This is a genomic window from Kitasatospora sp. NPDC096204 (assembly GCF_044763205.1).
In the GTDB taxonomy this organism is placed as follows: Bacteria; Actinomycetota; Actinomycetes; order Streptomycetales; family Streptomycetaceae; genus Kitasatospora.
Window position 1 is genome coordinate 61216 of sequence record NZ_JBIWFT010000019.1, and the last position, 22267, is coordinate 83482.

Here is a 22267-nt window from a genome sequence, read left to right on the forward strand (position 1 = left end):
CAGAGGCGAGAAGTGAGCGCGCAGAGCCCCGCCCGCTGGACGGACCCGGAGCAGCAGGCACTCGAGGAGCGGGTCGCCGCCGCCGAGCTGGCCTGGCTCAGCATGGACGTGGACGTGCAGACGCTGCGGGTCGAGATCGACAACTTCGCGTTGATCCACCACCAGTTGCTCGGCCCGCTCTACGCCCGGCTGGACGAGCTGGACGCGCTGGTCGCCGAGGCCGTGGCGGCCCGCACCGGCCGGCCGGAGGACCTGCGCCGGGCCGCCGAGGCACGCCGGCAGGTCGAGGAACTGCCCGACCTGGACGCGCTGTTCGACTCGGTGCGGGAGCAGTCGGGCCAGGAGGGCGAGGCGGCCCCGCCGCCGCCCGCCGCGCCCGAGCGGGTGCGGCCCGGCAAGGAGGCCCAGCGGATCTACCGCGAGCTGGTCCGCCGCGCCCACCCCGACCTGACCACCGACCCGGACGAGCAGCAGCGCCGGGCCGCCTTCCTGGCCCGGGTCAACGAGGCCTACGCGTACGGGGACGCGACCGCGCTGGGCGCCCTGGCCGCCGAGTGGTCCACCGCGCCGGAGGCCGCGCCCGCCGTCGACGCCCCCGACCGCGCGGACTGGCTGCGGCGCCGACTGGACTGGCTGACCGCCAAGATCGCCGAGACCGCCGCCGAGCAGGTCCGGCTGGAGCAGACCCCGATGGGCGAACTGCTCGCCCTCGCCCCGCAGGACCCGGACCGGCTGCTGGAGCAGCTCGCCGAGGAGCTGCTGGCCAAGGCCGCCGAACGGCAGGCCGAGCTGGAACGGCTGCTCGGCGGCCCGGCCGCGGCGAACGGCCCGGCCTCCGGCGGCCACGGCGCGGCGCCGGTGGGCGACAATGGCACGCACCCCGATGAATCCCAGGAGAGCCACACGATGTTCCCGCAGATCCCCTCCTCCGACGCCGCCGCCGTTCCCGCCGACGCCGCCCTGCTGGACGTGCGCGAGCAGGACGAGTGGGACGCCGGCCACGTGGACGGCGCGCTGCACATTCCGATCGGCGAGGTGATCGCCCGCCTCGGCGAGCTGCCGGACGAGAAGCTGTACGTGCTCTGCCGGGTCGGCGGCCGCTCCGCGCAGGTCGTCCAGTACCTGGTGCAGCAGGGCCGGGACGCGGTGAACGTGGACGGCGGGATGTACGCCTGGCAGGGCGCGGGCCGTCCCATGGTGAGCAGCACCGGCCAGGAGGCCTTCGTCCTCTGACGGCTTCCTGACGGCCCGACACCCGCCGCCCGCGCCGTGCGGCAGGATGGGCGCGCGAGCGCGCCGGCACCGGGCCGGCGGCGCCCGCCGACCGGGCGGGGAGGCCATGACCGAGACGACGGACCGGCCGGCTGCCGGGAGGGCCTGGTCCAGGCCCGCGCAGCTGGTCCTCGGCTTCGCCGGGGCGGTGCTGGCCGGCGGCACCGGGCTGTTCCTCGCCGCGGTGTTCCTGCACGTCGCGCCCGCCAACTCGGTGTCCCGGCAGTACCGGGACGAGGTCGACGGCGTGGTGTACCCGGAGTTCGAGCAGAACTGGAAGCTGTTCGCGCCCAACCCCCTCCAGCAGAACGTGGGCGTGGACGCCCGGGTCCGCACCGTCGGGCCCGGCGGGGCCACCCGTACCGGGGACTGGATCGGGCTGACCGCGCAGGACGTCGCCGCGATACGGGGCAACCCGGCGCCCAGCCACGTCGAGCAGAACCTGCTGCGCCGGGCCTGGGACTTCTACGACGGCACCCACAACGCGCAGGACGAGACCCCGGCCTCCCCGCGCGGCAGGCTCGCCGAGCAGTACCTCAAGCGGATCGCCCTGCAGCGGATCGGCCGGGAGACGGACGGCGGGCGGATCGTGGAGATCCAGTTCCGGTCGACCGCGGCCACCGTCCCGCCGCCGTCCTGGAGCGGCGAGCCCGCGCCGCCGGCGCCCCGGGTGCGGGAGCTGCCGTGGTGGCCGGTGTCGGACCAGGACTACCGGGGGCTGCTCGGATGAACGAGACGACGGTGCGGGCCGACGGGGCGGACGGGGCCGTGGCGTCCGGCGGGGCGGTGCCGTCCGCCGGTGTGCCGCGGCAGGCCGGGGCGGTGCCGGAGGCACGCGGGCCGCGGGCGCCGCTGGGGCGGGCGATGGCGGCCTTCACCGGGCGGCCGCTCGGCCGGCACCAGGCCGCGGTGGTGCGGATCGGCTTCGGGCTGGTCTGGCTGGCCTACCTGCTGCGCGAGTGGCCCCACCGCCGGGTGCTGTACGGCGACCGCTCCCCCTGGTCGATGGAGCTGGCCGAGCGGCTGCTGACCGACAACGGGGCGTTCACCGTGCTGCCCTGGTTCGGCGGGCGGCTCTGGTTCGAGCTGGTCTACCACCTGGCGGTGCTGGCGGCGCTGGCCGTGCTGCTGGGTTGGCGGACCAGGGTGAGCACGGTGCTGTTCCTGGTCACCGTGCTGTCCCTGCAGAACCGGGACGTCTTCCTCGGCGACGGCGGCGACAACGTCGTCCACCTGATGGCGGTCTACCTGGTCTTCACCCGCTGCGCCGAGGTCTGGTCGCTGGACGCCCGAAGGCCCGGGCCCGGGAGGACCGGGGTGGTGCTCTGGGCGCTGCTCGGGGCCGCCCTGGCGGCCGGTCAGTTCGGCGGCTTCGCGGGCGACAGCCTGACCTGGACCGACCGGGCCTTCCCGTACCTCGGCTGGTCGCCGCTGTTCTGGGGGCTCTGGGCGGTGGCCGGGCTGTGGTGGACGCTCGGCCGGCTGCGGCCGGACGCCGAACCGCGGGCGGTGCTCGACGCGCTGGCGAACATGGTGCACAACTGCGCGATGCTGGTGATCGCCGTCGAGGTGGTGCTGATCTACGCCACGGCCGGCTGGTACAAGGTGCAGGGCTCGCGCTGGCAGGACGGCACCGCGCTGTACTACCCGCTGCACCTGGACTACTTCACCCCCTGGCCGGGGCTGTCCACGCTGGTCGGCTCGGCGCTGCTGCCGGTCTTCCTGATCTCGTACGGCACCGTGATCCTCCAGGTGGCGTTCCCGTTCACGCTGGTCAACCGGCGGGTCAAGAACGTCCTGCTGGCCGTCATGATGCTGGAGCACGTGGGGATCGCGGTGGTGCTCGGGCTGCCGGTCTTCTCGCTCGCGATGATCGCGGCGGACGCGGTGTTCCTGCCGACCGGCGCACTGCTGTGGGCGGCGGCGCGGCTGAGGCGGATCCGGCGGAGGTCTCCCGCCTAGGATGTCGCTATGTCCTGGTTCGCCGCACTTCGTGACACCGCGCGGACCGGGCTCACCCTGGACCGGGCGCTGACCGACCCCAAGCGGGCGCTGCGCGGGGCGGTCGCGGTGGCGCTGGTGCTCTTCCCGACCCTCGCGCTCGGCGGGGTCGCGCTCGCCACCTCGGCCGCGATGGGCGCGTTCATCGCGGGATCGGCCACCTTCCAGCGCAGCTTCCGGCCCCGGGCCAGCCTCGCCGTCGCGGCCGGGGCCGGACTCGGCGTCAGCACCTTCCTCGGCTACCTGGCCGCCGGCGTTCCCGGGCTGTTCCCGGTGCTGCTCGCGGTGTGGGCCTTCGGCGCCGGGATGGCCTGGGCGATCGGGCCCACCGCCGGGGTGGTCGCCACCAACACCGTCTCGGTGATGCTGATCGTCGTACAGCTCCCGGTCAGCGTGGGCACCGCGCTCGGCCACGGGCTGGTCGCCGCCCTCGGCGGGGTCGTCCAGGCCACCGTCATCACCGTCTGGCCGATCGGCAGCTGGACCGCCCAGCGTGAGGCCCTCGCCGACACCTACGCCGAACTCGCCGACTACGCGAGGAGGTTGCGGCAGGACCCGACCGCGCACGTGGACCCGGAGCCGTTCATGACGGCCCGCCACGCGGCCGCCCTCACCCCCTGGCAGGACCGCCACCGGCCGCCCGAGCTGCGCGGCCTGCGCGGCATCGCCGAGCGCATCCGGCCCACCCTCGCCGCACTCGCCGACCCCAAGGTGGGCGCCCCCGAGGAGGGGCCGGGGCGGGACCGGGCCCGGGAGGTGCTGGCGGCCGCCGCCGAGGTCATGGACGCCCTCGCCCGGGCGATCCGCACCGGCGACCCGGTCCGGCTGCCCCGCTCCGCGCCCTCGCTCACCCTGGTCGGCTCGGACGAGGGGCCGCGGCTCCAGGGGGCGGCCCGGCGCTCCGCCCGGCGGCTCGGCGGGCTGCTGCGCAAGGCCGCGGACACCCTGGACCGCAACGACGAGGACACCATCACCACCCCCGTGGTCGGGGCCGGGGGAGCGCTGCACAAGCCCACCATCGCCCGGATGCTGCCGGTCGCGGCGCGGGCCGTACGGCGGCAGCTGCGGCCGCGCTCGGCGATCTTCCAGCACGCCGTCCGGCTCGCCGGGGTCGTCACCGTCGCCTACCTGCTGGCCAGGCTCGTCGGGTTCCACCACGGGTACTGGGCGCCGATGACCGCCGCGATGGTGATGCGGCCGGACTTCGCGCAGACCTACAGCCGGGGCGTCGCCCGGCTGGCCGGGACGGTGGTCGGGGTCGCGGTCTCGACGCTGGTGGTGCAGCTCACCCACCCCGGGGAGTGGGTGCTGGCCGCGCTGGCGGTGGTCTGCATCGGCGGGTCGTACCTGGCGTTCCGGACCGGGTACGCGCTCACCACCGTCGGCATCTCCACGTACGTGGTGTTCCTGCTCGGGCTGCAGGAGGGCAACCCGCTGGTGACGGCGGTCGAACGGGTCGGGCTCACGCTGCTCGGCGGATCGATCGCGCTCGTCACGTACGCGCTGTTCCCGACCTGGCAGACCGCCCGGCTGGGCGAACGGCTCGCCGAGTGGCTGGCGGCGGCCGGACGGTACGCGGGGGCGGTGATCGCCTGCTACGAGAAGCCGGCGGCGCCGCGCGGGCGGGTGGTGCGGAGCGCGCTGCTGGACTCGCGGGAGGCGCGCGCGGAGCTGTACCAGGCGATGCAGCGGGCCGACGCCGAGCCGGGGCGGCACGAGTCCGGACTGGAAGGGGTGAGCCGGCGCCAGATCGAACGGGCCCGGGCGGCGGTGGGGGCCCTCGGGCGGGCGGCGGTGCTGCTGGAGGCCCACCTGCCGGCGGGGGACGCGGAGCCCGTCCCGGGGACGGCGGCGTACGCGGAGGAGCTGCGGCTGGCGACGGCGCTCGCGGCGGCGGCGATGCTGACGGGGCAGCCGGTGGAGTTCCGGGCGGTGCGGGATGCGCAGGTGTGGCTGGAGGAGGGGTTGGCGGGGGCTCCGGCGGGGGTGCAGCGGGATGTGGTGAGGGCGGGGACTCGGTTGGTGGGGCAGGCGCTTCGGGATCTGGAGCGGGCTCTGCGGGGGTCGGCGGGAGAGGGTGGCTCTCGGGAGGGTGGGGGGCCGGGGGCGGCTCCGGGGGTGGGTGCTCCGGGGGCTGGATGATTTTCAGACTGCCAACCCTGGCGGTGGGGCGTTGAGACCGTGGGCAGTCTGAAAATCACCCGCCACGCCCCTCTCCGCACCCACCCCCTCCGCCGCCCCCTCCCGCAGCGCGTCCCTCTCGCTGGGGTGGGAGGGGTGGGTGGGGCGTTTCCCCCGTTGGGTGGGTGGGCGGGGTCAGGCGGCGTGGGCGGCCTCCAGTCAGTTGGTGAACTCATTAGGCGGAGAGTTATTCTCCGGTTATGGTGGCGCTAGCATAGGGGGAGAGATTTTCTCCGGTTAGGGAGTTGTGGATGAGGGCAGACGCGGAGCGCAGCCGGCGCAGGATCCTGGACGCCGCCTGCGAGGTGTTCCTGGAACGGGGCCCGGACGCCCCGCTGGACGCGGTGGTGCGGCGGGCGGGAGTCGGCCCCGGCACGCTCTACCGGCGGTTCCCGGACCGGGAGGCGCTGGTCCGCGCGCTGGTCACCGACCTGCTGACCCGGCTCGCCGGGGCCGCGGAGGAGGCGGGGCGGGTCGAGCCGGATCCGTACCTGGCGTTGCGGCGCTTCGTGCACGCCGCCGCCGATCTGCGGATGGGGGCGGCGATCGTGGTGCTGCTGGAGCACCTGGTGGTGGACGAGGAGCTGGTGGCGGTCCGTCGGGGTGCCGTGGTGGCCGTCGAGGAACTGCTGCGCGCGGCGCGGGAGGCCGGGCGGCTGCGGGCCGACGTCGGGATGGGGGACCTGGTGCTGCTCTGCGTCCGGGTGTCGCGTCCCTTGCCGGGCGCCCTGGCGGCGTTGGAGGCGGACGGTTCGTTGGTCCACCGGCACCTGGACCTCGCCCTGGACGGGCTGGCCCGCGGTGCGGGCGGGCCGTTGGGGCGGCCGCTCGGGTTCGAGGACGTGATCGCCGCGGCGGGGCGGCCCGGGGAGCAGGTGGGAGAGTGAACGGCATGGACGAGCTGGTGCGCGGGTGGCGGGCGGCCGAGCGGGAGCCGGGGGCGGTGCTGCTGGACGGGTTCCACGCGCTGAAGCACGCGCTGCGGTTCGGCGGCGAGGTGCGGTGGGTGCTGACCGCCGACCGGGGGGCCCTGGCGGCGCTGGCGGGTGAGTTGGCGCCGGATGTCGCCCCGGCGTTGGAGGGGCTCGTGGTGGAGGTGCCGGAGCCGGTGCTGCGGGGGCTGGTGCCGCGGTTGCATCCGACGGGGGTGGCGGCGCTGGCGGTGCGGCCCGGTGCGGAGGCGAACCGGGCGGTGCTCGGGCGGAGGCCGCGGAAGGCGCCGGTGGTGTTGTTGGAGAACCCGCGCAACCTGGGGAACGTCGGGGCGGTGATCCGGCTGGCGGCCGGGTTCGGCGCCACCGGGGTGGTGACCACGGGGGACCTGGACCCGTGGCATCCGAACGTGCTGCGCGGGAGCGCGGGGCTGCACTTCGCGACCGCGGTCGAGCGGTTGAGCCTGCCGGAGCTGCCGGACGGGCCGTTGTTCGTGCTGGATCCGGAGGGCGAGGACATCCGGGACCTGCCCTTCCCGGACGACGCGCTGCTGGCCTTCGGTACGGAGCGGCACGGTGTGTCGGACGAACTCAAGGCGCGCGCCGACCAGTTGGTGGCGGTGCCGATGCAGCCGGGGGTGTCCAGCTTCAACCTGGCGACCAGTGTCGCGATGGGCCTCTTCCACTGGATGTCGGGGAAGCGCTGAGGCGCGGCGCCCGGGTGGGCACCGCGCCTCGGCGGGGGCGTCAGGAGAAGAGCCGGCGCCAGGTGTCGGGGCCCGGGTAGCCGTCGGCCTCGCCGCCGCGCCAGCCCTGGGCCTGCTGGAAGGCCTGGACGGCGCGGCGGTCGCTCTCCGTCCAGCGCGGGCCGGGACCGACGCTGTACGAGCCGCCGAAGCCCTTGCGGACGAGCTGTTCGCCGAGGCGCCGGACGTGGTCGTTGTTCTGGCCGGGGCCGAAGTACTGGGCGCCCGGGAAGCCCTCGGTGGTGGGCGGCGGCGGGGGCGGCAGCGGGGTGCCGCCGTTGATGTCGCGGCCCTTGCCGTTGACCAGGTAGTCCCAGGTGTCCTTGCCGGGGATGCCGTCGGCCTCGCCGCCGCGCCAGCCCTGGGCCTGCTGGAAGGCCTGGACGGCCCGGCGGTCGCTGTCCGTCCAGCGCGGGCCGGGGCCCGTGGAGTAGAACGCGGCACCGCCGCGCCGCACCAGCATCTGGCCGAGCCTGGTGACGTACGCGTTGTCGGCGCCGGGGCCGAACCTGTCCGCTCCGGGGAAGGCGGCGGAGGAGGTGCCGCCGCCGTCGTTGCCGCCGGCGGACAGGCCGGTGTAGCGGTACGGGACGTACGCGCCGGAGTTGTTCCAGTACGCGTACGGGGTGGAGCGCTTCTTGGTGGAGGGCCCGGTCTGCTCGTAGGCGACGTACTTGGTGCGGGAGGAGTCGGTCCAGCCGCCGAAGATCGTCACGTGCGAGCCGGCCTGGGGGTTGGCCGGGTTGTTGTAGAGGAGGATGTCGCCGGGCTGGAGGTCGTTCTTGCCGATCCGCTGGGCGAAGTCGGGCAGCGTCCAGGTGGTCTGGCTGCTGTTCAGGCCCCAGGCCATCGAGACGAAGCCGGAGCAGTCCTGGCGGTAGCCGTCCGACCAGTAGCGGCTCATGCTGTACGGCACGCCCTGGTCGACCCAGCTCTGGGCGCGCTGGATGATCTGGGCCCGGGTGAGCGGCGTCGCGACGCCGCGCGGGGCGGCGAGGGAGCGGGCCCCGGGGGTCTGGCCGTAGAGGCCGCTGACCTCGCCCTGGGGGTTCGGCGACCGGGTGGAGCTGCTGTCGCCCGGCGTGGGGGCGGGTGCCGCGGTGGCGGCGGCCGTCCCGCCGCCGATCGCGGTGCCCACGGCGGCCATCAGCACGGCGGCCCGGCGGCGGACGCTGCGGGCGGCGGCGTGTCCGCCCTCGTGGACCGGTGCGGCGTGCAGCCGGGCGCGTCGGCGGCCGTTGCAGCCCCCGCATATGCAGTCCTCCGCCGGTTCGACGTCGTCGAACTCCATGAGCGGGGACAGGTCGGTCAGGGTCATGCTCCGCCTCTTTCCTGCGGTTCTTCCGGGCACCGCCTGACGGCGGGACAGGAGTGGCCTTCCCTGGCCGATTCCGCGTGTTACCGGGACCAAAATCCCAAAGCGGGCGGGATGCGTCACGGTGGGTTGAGCCGAACGGGTGATACCGGTGCGACTTCCGGGCGTGGCGGGGCGGTCGGGGCGGCTGAGGGGCGGTCAGCGGGCGATGGCCGGTGAGTGCGTCGGGTCCACCGGCAGCGGCCCCGTCGGACCCTGACGGTCCGACGGGACTTCGGCGCGGGAAGGGCTACGCCCACTCCCAGCGGATGCCGATGTGGCCCGGCTGCTGGTCCGGGGCCAGGACGTGGGCGCTCGCCGAGGCGCCGATCCAGAGCTGCTCGCGGCGGTGGTCGACGTCGGCGCCCGGCTCGCGGTCGTAGCGCTCGCAGTGCGCCGGGACGGCGGCCGGGTCGAAGTGCACCTGGAGCACGTACTCGCGCACCGGGGTGGCGAAGCGGCGGCTGTACTCCGTCGTCGGGCCGCCGGGCGGGATCTCCACCTCGTACTCGAAGACCGTGCTGTCGCCGAGGCCGAGCGGGCGGTCCAGCATCAGCTCGGCGACGATCAGCCCGGCCTCGGGGCGGCGGCGCACCCGGCCCAGCCGGCCGTGCCGCACCGAGGTGATCTCCGGGCAGCCGGCCGCCTCCTCGTCGGCCATGTGCACCACCAGGCAGCGGCCGACGCCGCCGACCGTGGCGCGCACCACCTGGCGCATCCGGAGCAGGTTGCCGCGCCGCTCGGCGTCCACGTAGTAGGAGTCGTGGATGCTCAGCCGCTCCAGCTCGCCGGCCGGCGGGGCGTTCAGCTCGGCGAAGATGTCGGCGATCTGCTGCTCGCCGGGCCAGACGTCCTCCAGCCCGAGGTGGCAGGTGTTGGCCGCGGCGGCCCAGCGGCCGCGCGGGCGCGGCGGCCCGAGCAGCGAGGAGAGCGCGCTGTGCGGCAGGCCGAGCAGCTCCTCCAGCAGGTGGACGGCGCGCAGCGAGCTGGCCCGTTCGGGCTGGCTGCGGCCGCGCCGCCAGTAGCTGAGGGTCGTGACGCTGACCCGGACGCCGCGCCCGGCGAGGGCGGCGCGGATGCGGTCCAGGCTGAGGCCGCTGGCCTCGATGGCCAGGTGCAGGGTGTCCGCGAAGCCGCCGACCGGGGTGAGCCGGCCGGGCGCCGGGACGGGGACGGCGGCGGGGGGTGGTCCGGGACGCTCCGTATGCGATCCGACCAGCCGCAGCCGCGCGGCGTCCTGAGGTTGCTGTGCGGCCATGCGGTGACCCTCCCCACCAGGTGAGTTCGGCGGGACCGGGCCGGCGCCGGGGCGCGCCGCCAGCGGCTTCACCGAGCTTTGGGGAACCCTATGCACGGTCGAGAGGCTACGTCATCAGTCGTGCGTATGACAGTGGTCACGGCAGGTGGACCGAAGGGTTAGCGATCTTGAAACAGTCCGGAAACACGGGCCGCCGCCCCGGGCCCGCGCACCCCTGCGGCGGGCCGGGACGGACACCGCCGGGGCGGGCCCTGACGGCGCCGCCCCGGCGGGGGTTCGGTGGTGCTACCCGCTGGTGATCAGTTGACGTTCAGCGCGACGTCGTCGATCACGAAGCTGGTCTGCAGCGAGGAGTCCTCGGTGCCGGTGAACTTGACGGTCACGGTCTGGCCGGCGAAGGAGGTCAGGTCCAGGGTGCGCTGGACGTAACCGGCGGCGGCGTTCGCGTTGGAGTAGGTCGCCAGCGTGGTGCTGTTGGCCTGGACGGTCAGCTTGTCGTACGCGGTGGTGCCGGTCTCCGCGGTGTCGATGTGCAGCCAGAAGGTCAGCTTGGCGGAGGTGCAGCCGGCCGGGATCGAGACGGTCTGCGACAGGGTGTCGGTGTGGGCCGAGCCGTAGCCGTTCAGCCAGGCCTTCCAGCTGCCCGAGTGGGCGGCCTGGGAGGAGCTGTTGTCGACGACGCCGCTGGAGGTGGCCCACGGGGAGGCGGTGCCGGTCTCGAAGCCGCCGTTGGTGATCAGCTGGGCGGCGGTGCAGCCGCCGGACGGCGGGGTGGTGCCGCCGCCGAGCAGCGCGGTGGTCAGCGCGTCGGCGACCGGGGAGCCCCAGCCGGTGACCTGGTCGTAGCCGGCCTTCGCGGAGAAGTCCTGGTTGGCGCCGGTGGTCACGTCGTGGAAGGTGCTGCCGTAGCCGCTGCTGTTCGCGACCGAGTACAGCCGCGGGCTCGCCTCGCCGAGGACCGGCTGCCCGACGGCCTTGGCCTTCTGGTTGAACTGGGCCGCGTAGCCGGACCAGAGCGGCGCGGCGGCGCTGGTACCGCCGTAGACCTGCCAGGCGCCGGCCGTGTAGATCGCGAAGCCGCTGGCCGGGTCGGCGTTGGAGGAGACGTCCGGGACGGTGCGCATGGTGCCGCTGACGCCGGTGCCGGTCTGCCAGCTCGGCTTGGCGAACACGGTGGAGACGCCGCCGCCGGCGGTGCTCCAGGCGCTCTCCGAGGAGTAGGTGTTGCCGCTGGAGACCTTGAGGTTGGTGCCGCCGACGCCGGTCTGGTGCGGGCTGGAGGCCGGGAAGTCGACCGCCTTGACGGAGGAGCCGCTGGTGGAGCGGGTGCAGTCGCGGGAGCCGTCGTCGCCGGAGGCGGAGAAGATCGAGATGCCCTGGGCGGCGGCCTGCTTGAAGGCGTTGTCGACCGCCGTCATCGAGGAGGCGGTGGTGTCCGGCTCGCAGGAGCCCCAGGAGATCGAGATCACCGAGACCCTGTTGTCGGCCACGATCTTGTTGGCCATGTCGATCTCGCCCTGGTCGCTGTTGGGCGCCTCGTAGACCAGCTGGGTGGCCTTGGGCGCCGCGCCGCGGACGATCTCGCTGTCCAGCTCGACCTCGCCCTGGCCCTGGCCGGGGGCGGAGTCGTAGTTGGCGCCGTCCACCGAGACGGTGGAGACGGCCGGGCCGGACAGGCCGTACTGGGAGTCGTAGGTGGTCAGGTTCGAGGACTGGTAGCCGTCGAACTCCCACAGCGCGACCGTGGTGCCGGTGCCGTCCGCGCCGGTCTTGTTGAGGTTGTACGCACCGGTGTACTGGGCCGGGGCCATGCCGCTCGGGGTGGCGCTCGCGGTGTTCGGGGTGACGGCCTTCGGCGTGGCCAGGCGGTTCTTGCGCACCGCGTGGTTGTCCAGGCCGCTGACGCCCTGGACCACGGCGGCGAGGTCGGAGGGGATCGAGGCGGCGGCGTCGTTGGCGAAGAAGGCGCGCTGGAGCTGCGGGTCCAGGTACGAGCTCTCGTGGGTGCCGAAGGCCTGGGAGACCTGGACGGCGGTGCCGTGGGCGTTGACGACCTGGCGGTTGGCGCTCACCTCGGTGACGGTCAGGCCCTGCTGGGCCAGGTACGTCCTGACCTGGTCGACGGCGGCCTGGGTCGGGCCGAACCGCGCGGTGAACTGCTCCGGCGTCAGGTAGTGGCCGTACTCCGGGGTGCCCGGGGTGGCGACGGCGGTGAGGAAGCGGTCCAGGGCGTCGGCGTCGCGCAGCTTCAGGCTGACGGACACCGCGATCTGCTGCGCTGCCGGGACGTCACCCTTCTTCTCCGAGTGGGCAACCGCCGGGTTCACGGTGTTCGGCAGGGCGACGCGCGGGGTGGCGTTGGGAGTGGCGGCCTGCGCGGTGGAGACACCGAGCGAGACGGCGGTCAGCGGCAGCACGGCTATCGCCGCGGCGAGGGCAAGGGAGCGGGGGCGCAACGGATCCTCCTCTGGCCGGCTGTGGGGGCCGGCAAGGGGCCAGGCGTTCAGGGGCTCGAGAACGCTGTCTCGAACATGACAGAACCCGTGTGCGAAGTGGTTCATGGTCGAGCAATTCGTTGCTAAAAAACAGTCAACTGTGGAGGGCGGGAAACCCGGCGGTTCCATACAGTGAATGACGGTGATTCCGGAGCCGGGGCGGGGGCCCTCGGCGGGCGGGCGCGCGGTGGACCGGGCGCCCGCCCCGGGGACGTCAGGCCGGGGTGCCGAGCCAGTCGGTGAGGGCGGCGCGCAGTTCGCCCTGGCCCGGGTCGACGGCGGCCCAGGCGACGTAGCCGTCCGGGCGGATCAGCAGGACGGTGTCGCGCAGCTTGCCGTGCGGGTCGGCGGGGGCGGCGGAGACCATCCGGTCGGCCCAGGGTTCGGCGGCGGCCAGCTCGTCATTGCTGACCAGGACGAACTTCCCGGCGCGCAGCGCCTCGTAGAGCCGCTCGGGGCCGGCCGGGGCGCCCTCGGCGGGCTTGCTCAGCGCGGTCAGCCGCAGGTCAGGGACGCGCTTGCCGACCTGCGGGTGGCTGTCCTTGGGTGCGGGGTAGGAGATGCCGATGCCGGAGACCAGCCTGGCGCCGCGCTCGGTGACCGGGTCGAGGTGGCTGCCCAGCGCGGTGAGCGCCCCGCGCAGGGCGCGGGTGGGGGCGGACTCGGCGAGCGCCAGCCGGATCAGCGCGCCGGAGGTGCGCAGCACCGTCCTGCCGACCGGGTGCCGCTCGGTCTGGTAGGTGTCCAGCAGGGCGTCGGTGGCGTGGCCCCGGACCGCCGCGGCGAGCTTCCAGGAGAGGTTGGCGGCGTCCTGGAGGCCGGTGTTCATGCCCTGGCCGCCGGCCGGGGAGTGGCAGTGCGCGGCGTCGCCGGCCAGGAAGACCCGGCCGGAGCGGTAGTTGGGGGCCTGCCGCTCGTCGCTGTGGAAGGTGGAGCTCCAGCGCACCTCGTGCAGGCCGAAGTCCTCGCCGAGGATGGCCCGGCTGAGGGCGGTGAGCTGCTCGGCCGAGGGGGTGGTGCCGTCGGGGTACCGCTCCTCGCGGTCCCAGGCGATGATCCGGAACCAGCCGTCGCCGAACGGGGCGATGAAGGCGAAGCCGGCCTGGTTGGCGCCGACGGTGATCGCCTGGGCGGGCTCGTGGTCCAGCCGGACGTCGGCCAGCACCACCGAGTCGACCACCGACTCCCCGGGGAACGGGATGCCCAGCAGGTCGCGGACGGTGGAGTGGACGCCGTCGGTGGCGACCGCGTAGGCGGCGCGGTGGCTCTGTCCGTCGCGGGTCTCCAGGGTCACGCCCTCGGCGTCCTGGTGCAGCCCGGTGACCTCCGTGCCGTGCAGCACGGTGGCGCCGGCCTGCTCCGCGCGTTCCAGCAACAGCCGTTCGACGTTGTACTGAGGGGTGATCAGGACGAACGGGAAGCGGGTGGGCAGCGAACCGAGGTCGATCCCGAAGCGGTCGAACATCCGCAGCTCGGAGAGCGGCCGGCCGGTGGCGATCAGCTCCTCCGCCAGGCCCCGGGCGTCCAGCAGCTCCAGGCTGCGGGCGTGCACGGCGAAGGCCCGGGTGAGGTCGGACTCGGCGGCCCGCTTCTCCAGCACGGTGACGCCGACTCCGGCGGCGGCGAGATCGCCGGCCAGCAGCAGTCCGGTCGGTCCGGCGCCGACGATCAGGACGTCGGTTTCGCTCGTCGGCTTCACGGCCATGTATCAGCTCCCGTTGTTCGGAGGGCGGTCGTACGCCGTTCCCGGCGTTCTCCCAGCCTCCATCATCGCGGGCGCCGTCGGAGCCGTGAACCGCCGGGCCCCGGCGGTGGGTGACCGCCGGGGCCCGGAGGCACTGCCACGGGCTCAGGAGTGTCGGCGGATCTCCACCGTGCGGAACCGGTTGGCGACGAACGCGCCGTCGCAGTAGGCCGAGTTGGCGGCCGGGTTGGCGCCGGTGCCGTGCAGGTCGGAGAAGGCGGCGGTCTGGTTGGGGTAGACCCCGCCGGTCAGGTTGAGCGAGAGCGAGACGCCGGAGTCCAGGGCGGCCTCGACCAGCAGCGCCTCCACCTCGGGCGAGGTGGTGTAGCCGGAGGCCGTCATGGCGCCCTTCTCGCGGACCGTGGTGCGCATCAACTCGACTGCGGCGGGGGTGGATTCGACGGCGACGGCGAAGGAGACCGGGCCGAAGCACTCGCTGCGGAAGAGCGCGCGGTCGTCCGGCTTGTCGGCGTCCAGCCTGACCAGCGCGGGGGTGCGGACGGTCGCGCCGGGGAAGTCCGGCGAGGTCACCGCGCGCGGGGCGAGGGCGAGTTCGCCGTACTCGCCGCCGGCCGCGGCGGCCGAGCGCTGGAGCACCCCGGGGTTGACCACGGCGCCGAGGATCGACGCGGCGCGGGTGTCGTCGGAGAGCAGGCCCTCGATGGCGGCGGCCAGGTCGCCGACCACCTGGTCGTAGGACTTGTCGCCCTGGTCGGTGGTGATCCCGCCGCGCGGGATCAGCACGTTCTGCGGGGTGGTGCACATCTGGCCGCTGTAGAGGGACAGCGCGAAGGCGAGGTTGCCCAGCATGCCCTTGTAGTCGTCGGTGGAGTCGATCACCACCGTGTTGACGCCGGCCTTCTCGGTGTACACCTGCGCCTGCCTGGCGTGCTCCTCGAGCCAGTCGCCGAAGGCGGTGGAGCCGGTGTAGTCGATCAGCTTGATCTCGGGGCGGACCGCGAGGGTCGCGGCGACGGTGCCGCCCTCGTGCTCGGCGGCCAGGCAGACCAGGTTGGGGTCGAAGCCGGCCTCGGCGAGCACCTCGCGGGCGATCCGTACGGTCAGCGCGAGCGGCAGCACGGCCCGCGGGTGCGGCTTGACCAGCACCGGGTTGCCGGTGGCCAGCGAGGCGAACAGGCCCGGGTAGCCGTTCCAGGTGGGGAAGGTGTTGCAGCCGATCAGCAGCGCGAGGCCGCGCGGGACGACGGTGAAGTCCTTGGTCATCACCAGCGGGTCGCGCTTGCCCTGCGGCTTGGTCCAGCCGGCCTGCCGGGGCAGCCGGGTCTGCTCGGCGTACGCGTAGGCGACGGCCTCCAGTCCGCGGTCCTGGGCGTGCGGGCCGCCGGCCTGGAAGGCCATGCCGTAGGCCTGGCCGGTGGTGTGCATGACGGCCTGGGCGAACTCGTGGGAGCGGGCGTTGATCCGGTGCAGGATCTCCAGGCTGACGGCGGCGCGTTCCAGCGGGGTGGCGGCGGCCCAGCCGGGGCGGGCGGCGGTGAGCGCGGCGATCAGCGCGTCCGGGCCGGCGTGCGGGTAGGTGATGCCGAGCTCGACGCCGTACGGGGAGGCCTCGCCGCCGACCTGGTCGCCGTCGGTGGGGTGGCCGTCGAGGGCGAAGGGCTTGCCGAGCAGGGCGTCGAAGGCGGCCTTGCCGTCCGCCGGGCCGCTCTCGCCGTACGCCTTCGGGAACTCGGGGTAGGGCGACCAGTAGTCGCGCTTGGCGGCGGCGGCGAGCGCGGCGTCCAGGGTGGCCTGGTGGCGCTCGACCAGCTCGCTGACGAGGGGGTGGGTGACCGCTGCGGACATCTTGTGCGCTCCTGGGAGGGCCTCGAAAAGCAGGACGGGACACGTCACAGGGTAACCGAACGATCGGTCGGCTCAAGAGGGTGCAGCGGGGGGAATCCGGGGAGACGCGACGGGGGCGCGTCCGGGTCGGACGCGCCCCCGTGGGCTCGGACGGCCCGGGGTTACGGCACGCCCAGCTCGAAGATCACGTACCCGGCGTACCAGCCGGAGGCGATGGCGCCGGTGCCCAGGACGGTGGCCAGCACCGGCAGGCTCAGCTTGCGCAACCCCACCGCCAGCGCGATGAACAGCGGGAACGCGGGCAGTAGGTAGCGGGAGACGTTGCCGAAGATGCCGAGGCTGCCGAGCACCGAGACGATCGTCGCCACCGTGTAGGCGGTCAGCACCAGCGGCGGGCGCAGCCGGACCAGCAGCACGATCAGCATCGGCAGGCTGAGCACGATCAGGGTGGCGAACAGGTCCGGCAGCGGGAAGGCGAAGGGGTAGTCGTTCCGGCCCAGCAGGACCCCGCGGATCGCGTGCCAGGTGCCCTGGCCCCAGTCGAAGTAGTGCAGCCAGGCGTCGTGCTGGAGCCGGAAGTAGCCGCCCCACTCGCCCGTCCGCCAGCCCACCCAGCCGACGTAGCCGAGCAGGCCGAGCGGGGCCAGCAGCATCGCGGCCAGCGGGCGCAGGACGCCGCTCTCCCGGCGGTACAGCTCGACCAGCGCGGCCAGGCCGACGGCGCCTATCAGCGCCGCCGAGGTCGGCCGGTTGAGCCCGGCGACCAGGGTGATCACCCCGGCCGCGATCCACTGCTTGGTCATCGCGCAGTAGCAGGCCCAGGCGGCCAGCGCGACGAAGAGGGAGTCCGAGTAGACGGCCCACTCCGCGCCGGAACCCGGGGCGATCGCCCAGATGCCGGCCGCGATCACGCCCGAGCGCACGTCGCCGGTCACCTTCTCCACCACGGCGTAGATGCCGGCCGCGGCGAACAGCGAGGCCACCACCGAGACCAGCATCCCGGCGCCGTACAGGCCGAGGCCGGTGACGTCCGAGGTCAGCCGCATCAGGCCCGGGTAGAGCGGGAAGAAGGCGGCCGAGTTCTGCTCGACGCTGAAGCCGACCGGGCCGTTCGGGATCGGGACGAGCGCCGGGTGGTAGCCGTACTGGGCCACCTGCTGGTACCACCAGCCGTCCCAGCTGGCCACCACGTCCCAGGGGTTGGCGCCGCCTCCGAACCGGGCCGGCTTCTTGGCGTACTCCCCGGCGAAGGAGAGCAGCTTCATGAAGACGGTGAAGCCCACCAGCTTCAGCACGGCGTAGCACCACACGGCCGGTCCGAACCGGATCACCAGGGCGCGGCCGCGCTCCTGCCAGGTGCGTGAGGTCCCCTCGGGATCCTCGCTGCGCTGCTCTGGCACGTCGGAGGCGACTGCCGGTATTGCGTTCATCAGCCGTGGACCCCAGTGCTCTGGACGTGGACGGATCGTCCGGAGATTCTAGGGCCTGCCCCCGTCCGGCACCCCTGGTTGGTACGGACCAGTCGGACCCGATCGCGTACCGCCGCGTACGGCCGGGGATACTCGGAGGATGGCCGATCACACCACGCGCACCGCCTACACCGTGGAGTCACTGCTCGCGGTGACCGTCGACGTCTTCAACGAGCGCGGCTACGACGGCACCTCCATGGAGGACCTGTCCCGGGCGGCCGGGATCTCCAAGTCCTCCATCTACCACCACGTGCGCGGCAAGGAGGAGTTGCTGCGGCTGGCGGTCGGGCGGGCGCTGGACGGGCTGTTCGCGATCCTGGCCGAGCCGGCCGCGGTCGAGGGCCCGGCGGTGGAGCGGCTGGAGCACGTGGTGCGGCGCACCGCCGAGGTGCTGCTGGACGAGCTGCCGTACGTGACGCTGCTGCTGCGGGTGCGCGGCAACACGGCCACCGAGCAGTGGGCGCTGGAGCGCCGGCGGGACTTCGACCACCAGGTCGCCGAGCTGCTGCGGGCGGCGGTCGCGGACGGCGCGCTGCGCGCGGACGTGGAGCCCCGGCTGGCCACCCGGCTGCTGTTCGGGATGATCAACTCGATCGTGGAGTGGTACCGGCCGGGGCTCAAGGCCGCCGACGGGGTCGCGGACGCGGTCGTCCACCTGGCCTTCGACGGGCTGCGGGCGCGCTGAGCGGAAGGGGCCTGAAGACAGGCCCTGGTTAGAGCGGCGGCACCTGGTCCGTCTCCTCGAAGACCAGCATCGTCCGGGTGCCGAGCACCTGGGGGATGGACTGGATGCTGCCCAGCACCAGCTCCCGCAGGGCCTGGTTGTCGGCGGTGTGCACCAGCAGCAGGACGTCGAAGTCCCCGCCGACCAGCGCGATGTGCGCCACCCCGGGCAGCGCCAGCAGCTGCTCGCGCACCGTCCGCCAGGAGTTCTGGACGATTTTCAGGGTGACGTACGCGGACGCTGCCTGACCCGCCCGTTCGTGGTCCACCCTGGCAGTGAAGCCGCGGATGACACCGTCCTCGACCATCCTTGAGATCCGGGCGTACGCGTTGGCCCGGGACACGTGCACCCGCTCGGCCACCGAGCGGATGGAGGCGCGACCGTCCTGCTGCAGCAGCCGCAGGATCGACCGGTCGACCCGGTCGAGTCTGGACATCTGTTCAGCCGACATGACCCCCCACCCCCACCGATTGGACGCACTGCCACCAGTCGACCGCCGAACGGGCCGAATGTCCACCACCTTGTCACGCTTCTGGTCAAGATGAACAGACGACCGAACAATCGGTAGGGAGCCCCCGCCACCCCTGGAGGTGCCCCGAGATGACCGTTCTCGACCACAGACACCACACGGGCGTGCCCGGTTGGATGCCCGGGGCCACCGCCCCGCGCACCGATCCGGCCCCCCTCCTCCCGGACCCCTCCCCGGTCCGGACGTTCGGCACCCCCGCGCTGGAGAAGTGCGATCCGGCCCTGCTGCGCGAGCTGTACCGCCGCCTGGTCGTCGGCCGCCGGTACAACCAGCAGGCCACCACCCTGACCAAGCAGGGCAGGCTCGCCGTGTACCCGGCGTCCACCGGCCAGGAGGCCTGCCAGGTCGCCGCCGCGCTGGTGCTCGACGAGCACGACTGGCTCTTCCCCAGCTACCGCGACACCCTCGCGGTGGTCTCCCGGGGCGTCGACCCGCTGGAGGCGCTGACCCTGCTGCGCGGCAGCGCCCACACCGGCTACGACCCGCGGGCCAGCCGCACCGCCCCGCTCTGCACCCCGCTCGCCACCCAGGCCCCGCACGCCGTCGGGCTGGCGCACGCCGCCCGGCTGCGCGGCGAGCCGGTGGTCGCGCTGGCGATGCTCGGCGACGGCGGCACCAGCGAGGGCGACTTCCACGAGGCACTCAACTTCGCGGCCGTGCTGCGCGCCCCGGTGGTCTTCCTGGTGCAGAACAACGGCTACGCGATCTCCGTCCCGCTCAGCGCCCAGTCCGCCGCGCCGAGCCTGGCCCACAAGGCCGTCGGCTACGGCATGCCGGGCCGGCTGGTGGACGGCAACGACGCGCCCGCCGTGCACTCGGTGCTGACCGAGGCGGTCGAGCGGGCCCGGGCCGGCGAGGGCCCGACCCTGGTCGAGGCGCTGACCTACCGGATCGACGCCCACACCAACGCCGACGACGCCACCCGCTACCGCACCGAGCCCGAGGTCGCCGCCTGGCGCGAGCACGACCCGATCCTGCTGATGGAGCGGGCGCTGCGCGGACTCGGGGTGCTGGACGACGGACTGGTGCGGGCCGCTGCCGAGGAGGCGGAGGCGCTGGCCGCCCGGATGCGGGCCGAGTTCCACGCCGACCCGGACCTCGACCCGATGTCGCTGTTCGCCCACGTCTTCGCCGAGCCGACCCCGCAACTGCGGGAGCAGGCCGCCCAGTTGGCCGCCGAGTTGGCCGCCGAGGCGGAGGTGGCGGACCAGTGAGCACGTCCCACCCGTCGCCCACCCCCGCCCTTGGCCGAGCCGCTGCGCCGCACCCCTCTGGTGCTCGCACCGCCTCCATGGCGCAGGCACTCAACTCCGCGCTGCGGGACGCGATGCGCGAGGACCCGTCGGTGCACGTGCTCGGCGAGGACGTCGGCGCGCTCGGCGGTGTCTTCCGGATCACCGACGGGCTGACCGCCGAGTTCGGCCCGGAGCGCTGCCTGGACACCCCGCTGGCCGAGGCGGGCATCCTCGGCACCGCGATCGGCATGGCGATGTACGGGCTGCGCCCGGTGGTCGAGATGCAGTTCGACGCCTTCGCCTACCCGGCGCTGGAGCAGCTGTTCTCGCACGTCGCCAAGATGCGCAACCGCACGGCGGGCCGGCTGCCGCTGCCGATCACCGTCCGGATCCCGTACGGCGGCGGCATCGGCGGCGTCGAGCACCACAGCGACGCCTCCGAGGCGTACTACACCAGCACCCCCGGCCTGCACGTGGTCACCCCGGGGACGGTGGCCGACGCGTACGGGCTGCTGCGCGCCTCGATCGCCTCCGACGACCCGGTGGTCTTCCTGGAGCCCAAGCGGCTCTACTGGGGCAAGGCCGACTTCGACCCGGCGGCGCCGGTCGAGCCGATCGGCCGGGCGGTGCTGCGGCGCACCGGCACCTCCGCCGTGCTGATCACCTACGGTCCCTCGCTGCCGGTCTGCCTGCAGGCGGCTGAGGCGGCGCGGGCCGAGGGCTGGGACCTCGCGGTGCTGGACCTGCGCACCCTGGTGCCGTTCGACGACGAGACGGTCTGCCGGGTGGTGCGCTCGCTCGGCCGGGCCGTGGTGGTGCACGAGGCGAGCGGCTTCGGCGGCACCGGCGCGGAGATCGCGGCCCGGGTCACCGAGCGCTGCTTCCACCACCTGGCCGCGCCCGTGCTGCGGGTCACCGGCTTCGACGTCCCGTACCCGCCGCCGATGTTGGAGCACCATCACCTGCCCGGGGTGGACCGGATCCTGGACGCGGTCGCCCGGCTCCAGTGGGAGGACCGAGGATGATGCCCGTCGTGCGGGAGTTCCGGCTGCCCGACCTCGGTGAGGGACTCACCGGGGCGGAGGTGGTGCGCTGGATGGTCGAGGTCGGCGAGGTGATCGCGGTCGACCAGCCGGTGGTGGAGGTGGAGACCGCCAAGGCCGTGGTGGAGGTGCCCTGCCCGTACGGAGGGGTGGTCACCGCGCGGTACGGCGAGGAGGGCGAGGAGATCGCCGTCGGTGCTCCGCTGGTGACGGTCGCGGTGGCCGCGGCGGAGGGGGGCGCCGGGCAGGCCCCGGTCGAGCCGGGCGTCGTGACCGCCGAGGTGGAACGGCCGCTGGTCGGGTTCGGGGTCGCCGAGCCGGGCCGGGGCGGGCGGCGCCGCCGGGTCGGGGGGCCGGCTTCGGCTGCGGAGACGGTCTCGGCCTCGGAGCCGGCTTCGGCGGTGGCCGGTGCGGTCGGCGGTGCCGTGGCCGTGCAGGCTCCGACGGTGCGGGCTCCGGCGGTGGTGCCGGTGATCTCGCCGCTGGTGCGGCGGCTGGCCCGGGAGCAGGGGGTCGACCTGGCCTCGCTCACCGGGAGCGGGCCGGACGGGCTGATCATGCGCGCGGACGTCGAACGGGCGGTCGCGGCCAAGGTGGCGGCTCCGGCGCCCGCCGGGCCCGCCGCGCGGGACGGTGTCGTCCCGCTGCGCGGGCTGCGCAAGGCGGTGGCCGAGAAGTTGAGCCGCAGCCACCGGGAGATCCCGGCGGCGACCTGCTGGGTGGATGCGGACGCCACCGAACTCATGGCCCTGCGACGGCAGTTGAACGCGACGCCGGGGCCGAAGGTGAGCGTGTTGGCGCTGCTGGCGCGGATCTGCACGGTCGCGCTGGCCCGCTTCCCCGAGCTCAACTCCTCGGTGACCGAGGACGGTTCGGGAATCGTCCGGCATACGGCGGTGCACCTGGGCTTCGCCGCGCAGGGCGAGCGCGGGCTGGTCGTCCCGGTGGTGCGGGACGCGCAGAGCCGCAGCACCGAGCAACTCGGCGAGGAGCTGGGCCGGTTGACCGAGGCGGCGCGCAGCGGTGCGCTCACCCCGGCCGAACTGACCGGTGGCACCTTCACGTTGAACAACTACGGCGTGTTCGGCGTGGACGGCTCCACCCCGATCCTCAACCACCCGGAGGCGGCGATGCTCGGGGTCGGTCGGATCGTCGCCAAACCCTGGGTCCACCAGGGGGAGTTGGCGGTGCGCGAGGTGACCCAGCTGTCCTTCACCTTCGATCACCGGGTCTGCGACGGCGGGACGGCCGGCGGCTTCCTGCGGTTCGTCGCGGACTGCGTGGAGCAGCCGGGGATGCTGCTGCGGCAGCTCTGAGCCGGCGCGTCGACCGCGAGGCCATGGTCGCCCTGGGTGTACGGAGAGGCACCCAGGGCGACCGCGGCCGGGGAGAGTAGCGCGTTCCGGGCCCGGCTGTCAGGGCTTCGCGTGATTCGTCGGACCGGCGGTCCGGCCGTGCCACGCTGCCCTGGCGCCAAC

General features: G+C 74.0%; 17 protein-coding genes. 10 read left to right on the plus strand and 7 right to left on the minus strand.

Annotated elements, in window-relative coordinates:
* Positions 1 to 12 precede the first annotated feature (12 nt).
* From ACIQ87_RS21745 to ACIQ87_RS21770, 6 genes are all read left to right on the plus strand, one after another.
* A complete protein-coding gene (locus tag ACIQ87_RS21745) occupies positions 13 to 1233 on the plus strand; it encodes a rhodanese-like domain-containing protein (RefSeq protein WP_402409145.1) in 1221 nt (406 codons plus the stop codon).
* A 106-nt stretch (positions 1234 to 1339) separates the two neighbouring features.
* Positions 1340 to 2002 carry a DUF5819 family protein gene (locus tag ACIQ87_RS21750; RefSeq protein ID WP_402409148.1) on the plus strand — a complete coding sequence of 221 codons (663 nt, stop codon included), beginning with the start codon at positions 1340 to 1342 and terminating at the stop codon, positions 2000 to 2002.
* Positions 1999 to 3234, plus strand: coding sequence for an HTTM domain-containing protein (locus ACIQ87_RS21755; RefSeq protein WP_402409151.1), 1236 nt, complete (start codon positions 1999 to 2001; stop codon positions 3232 to 3234). Before ACIQ87_RS21750 ends, ACIQ87_RS21755 begins: the two co-directional genes overlap by 4 nt.
* Before the next feature lie 9 nt (positions 3235 to 3243).
* Complete coding sequence (locus ACIQ87_RS21760) at positions 3244 to 5415, plus strand: FUSC family protein (protein ID WP_402409154.1); 2172 nt, start codon at positions 3244 to 3246, stop codon at positions 5413 to 5415.
* Positions 5416 to 5705: 290 nt separating this feature from the next.
* Positions 5706 to 6341 carry a TetR family transcriptional regulator gene (locus ACIQ87_RS21765; RefSeq protein WP_402409157.1) on the plus strand — a complete coding sequence of 212 codons (636 nt, stop codon included), beginning with the start codon at positions 5706 to 5708 and terminating at the stop codon, positions 6339 to 6341.
* Positions 6342 to 6346: 5 nt separating this feature from the next.
* Entirely contained in the window at positions 6347 to 7093 is a 747-nt protein-coding gene (locus ACIQ87_RS21770) for a TrmH family RNA methyltransferase (RefSeq protein ID WP_402409159.1), read from the plus strand.
* A gap of 40 nt (positions 7094 to 7133) precedes the next feature.
* Here the strand turns inward: ACIQ87_RS21770 and ACIQ87_RS21775 are convergent, their stop codons facing one another.
* The 6 genes from ACIQ87_RS21775 to ACIQ87_RS21800 form a co-directional block, all read right to left on the minus strand.
* Positions 7134 to 8450 (minus strand): peptidoglycan-binding protein, encoded by a 1317-nt coding sequence (locus ACIQ87_RS21775; RefSeq protein ID WP_402409162.1) that lies wholly within the window; start codon positions 8448 to 8450, stop codon positions 7134 to 7136.
* 286 nt (positions 8451 to 8736) lie between these two features.
* On the minus strand, positions 8737 to 9744 hold the full coding sequence (locus ACIQ87_RS21780; protein WP_392922768.1) for an XRE family transcriptional regulator: 1008 nt from the start codon (positions 9742 to 9744) through the stop codon (positions 8737 to 8739).
* 299 nt (positions 9745 to 10043) lie between these two features.
* Positions 10044 to 12200, minus strand: coding sequence for a protease pro-enzyme activation domain-containing protein (locus tag ACIQ87_RS21785; protein WP_402409166.1), 2157 nt, complete (start codon positions 12198 to 12200; stop codon positions 10044 to 10046).
* 253 nt (positions 12201 to 12453) lie between these two features.
* Entirely contained in the window at positions 12454 to 13944 is a 1491-nt protein-coding gene (locus ACIQ87_RS21790) for an FAD-dependent monooxygenase (RefSeq protein ID WP_402409168.1), read from the minus strand.
* 144 nt (positions 13945 to 14088) lie between these two features.
* Positions 14089 to 15789: a phenylacetic acid degradation protein PaaN gene (paaN, locus tag ACIQ87_RS21795; protein WP_402409170.1), complete on the minus strand. Its 1701-nt coding sequence runs from the start codon at positions 15787 to 15789 to the stop codon at positions 14089 to 14091.
* 161 nt (positions 15790 to 15950) lie between these two features.
* Positions 15951 to 17219, minus strand: coding sequence for a hypothetical protein (locus tag ACIQ87_RS21800; RefSeq protein ID WP_402409172.1), 1269 nt, complete (start codon positions 17217 to 17219; stop codon positions 15951 to 15953).
* Between the two features lie 139 nt (positions 17220 to 17358).
* Between ACIQ87_RS21800 and ACIQ87_RS21805 the strand changes: the two genes are divergently transcribed.
* A complete protein-coding gene (locus ACIQ87_RS21805; RefSeq protein ID WP_392881414.1) occupies positions 17359 to 17943 on the plus strand; it encodes a TetR/AcrR family transcriptional regulator in 585 nt (194 codons plus the stop codon).
* A gap of 28 nt (positions 17944 to 17971) precedes the next feature.
* Here the strand turns inward: ACIQ87_RS21805 and ACIQ87_RS21810 are convergent, their stop codons facing one another.
* Positions 17972 to 18433, minus strand: a complete 462-nt coding sequence (locus ACIQ87_RS21810) for an Lrp/AsnC family transcriptional regulator (protein ID WP_402409175.1) — start codon at positions 18431 to 18433, stop codon at positions 17972 to 17974.
* A 149-nt stretch (positions 18434 to 18582) separates the two neighbouring features.
* Between ACIQ87_RS21810 and pdhA the strand changes: the two genes are divergently transcribed.
* From pdhA to ACIQ87_RS21825, 3 genes are all read left to right on the plus strand, one after another.
* Positions 18583 to 19725: a pyruvate dehydrogenase (acetyl-transferring) E1 component subunit alpha gene (gene pdhA, locus ACIQ87_RS21815; RefSeq protein ID WP_402409178.1), complete on the plus strand. Its 1143-nt coding sequence runs from the start codon at positions 18583 to 18585 to the stop codon at positions 19723 to 19725.
* A gap of 77 nt (positions 19726 to 19802) precedes the next feature.
* Positions 19803 to 20771, plus strand: coding sequence for an alpha-ketoacid dehydrogenase subunit beta (locus ACIQ87_RS21820; protein WP_392881923.1), 969 nt, complete (start codon positions 19803 to 19805; stop codon positions 20769 to 20771).
* Complete coding sequence (locus ACIQ87_RS21825; protein ID WP_402409386.1) at positions 20771 to 22105, plus strand: dihydrolipoamide acetyltransferase family protein; 1335 nt, start codon at positions 20771 to 20773, stop codon at positions 22103 to 22105. Before ACIQ87_RS21820 ends, ACIQ87_RS21825 begins: the two co-directional genes overlap by 1 nt.
* Positions 22106 to 22267: the final 162 nt, after the last annotated feature.

Coding starts and splice junctions, on each gene's coding strand:
- ACIQ87_RS21750 (WP_402409148.1), top strand. CDS start 1,340: ATGACCGAGACGACGGACCGGCCGGCTGCCGGGAGGGCCTGGTCCAGG.
- ACIQ87_RS21755 (WP_402409151.1), top strand. CDS start 1,999: ATGAACGAGACGACGGTGCGGGCCGACGGGGCGGACGGGGCCGTGGCG.
- ACIQ87_RS21760 (WP_402409154.1), top strand. CDS start 3,244: ATGTCCTGGTTCGCCGCACTTCGTGACACCGCGCGGACCGGGCTCACC.
- ACIQ87_RS21765 (WP_402409157.1), top strand. CDS start 5,706: ATGAGGGCAGACGCGGAGCGCAGCCGGCGCAGGATCCTGGACGCCGCC.
- ACIQ87_RS21770 (WP_402409159.1), top strand. CDS start 6,347: ATGGACGAGCTGGTGCGCGGGTGGCGGGCGGCCGAGCGGGAGCCGGGG.
- ACIQ87_RS21775 (WP_402409162.1), bottom strand. CDS start 8,450: ATGACCCTGACCGACCTGTCCCCGCTCATGGAGTTCGACGACGTCGAA.
- ACIQ87_RS21780 (WP_392922768.1), bottom strand. CDS start 9,744: ATGGCCGCACAGCAACCTCAGGACGCCGCGCGGCTGCGGCTGGTCGGA.
- ACIQ87_RS21790 (WP_402409168.1), bottom strand. CDS start 13,944: ATGGCCGTGAAGCCGACGAGCGAAACCGACGTCCTGATCGTCGGCGCC.
- paaN (WP_402409170.1), bottom strand. CDS start 15,789: ATGTCCGCAGCGGTCACCCACCCCCTCGTCAGCGAGCTGGTCGAGCGC.
- ACIQ87_RS21800 (WP_402409172.1), bottom strand. CDS start 17,219: ATGAACGCAATACCGGCAGTCGCCTCCGACGTGCCAGAGCAGCGCAGC.
- ACIQ87_RS21805 (WP_392881414.1), top strand. CDS start 17,359: ATGGCCGATCACACCACGCGCACCGCCTACACCGTGGAGTCACTGCTC.
- ACIQ87_RS21810 (WP_402409175.1), bottom strand. CDS start 18,433: ATGTCGGCTGAACAGATGTCCAGACTCGACCGGGTCGACCGGTCGATC.
- pdhA (WP_402409178.1), top strand. CDS start 18,583: ATGACCGTTCTCGACCACAGACACCACACGGGCGTGCCCGGTTGGATG.
- ACIQ87_RS21820 (WP_392881923.1), top strand. CDS start 19,803: ATGGCGCAGGCACTCAACTCCGCGCTGCGGGACGCGATGCGCGAGGAC.
- ACIQ87_RS21825 (WP_402409386.1), top strand. CDS start 20,771: ATGCCCGTCGTGCGGGAGTTCCGGCTGCCCGACCTCGGTGAGGGACTC.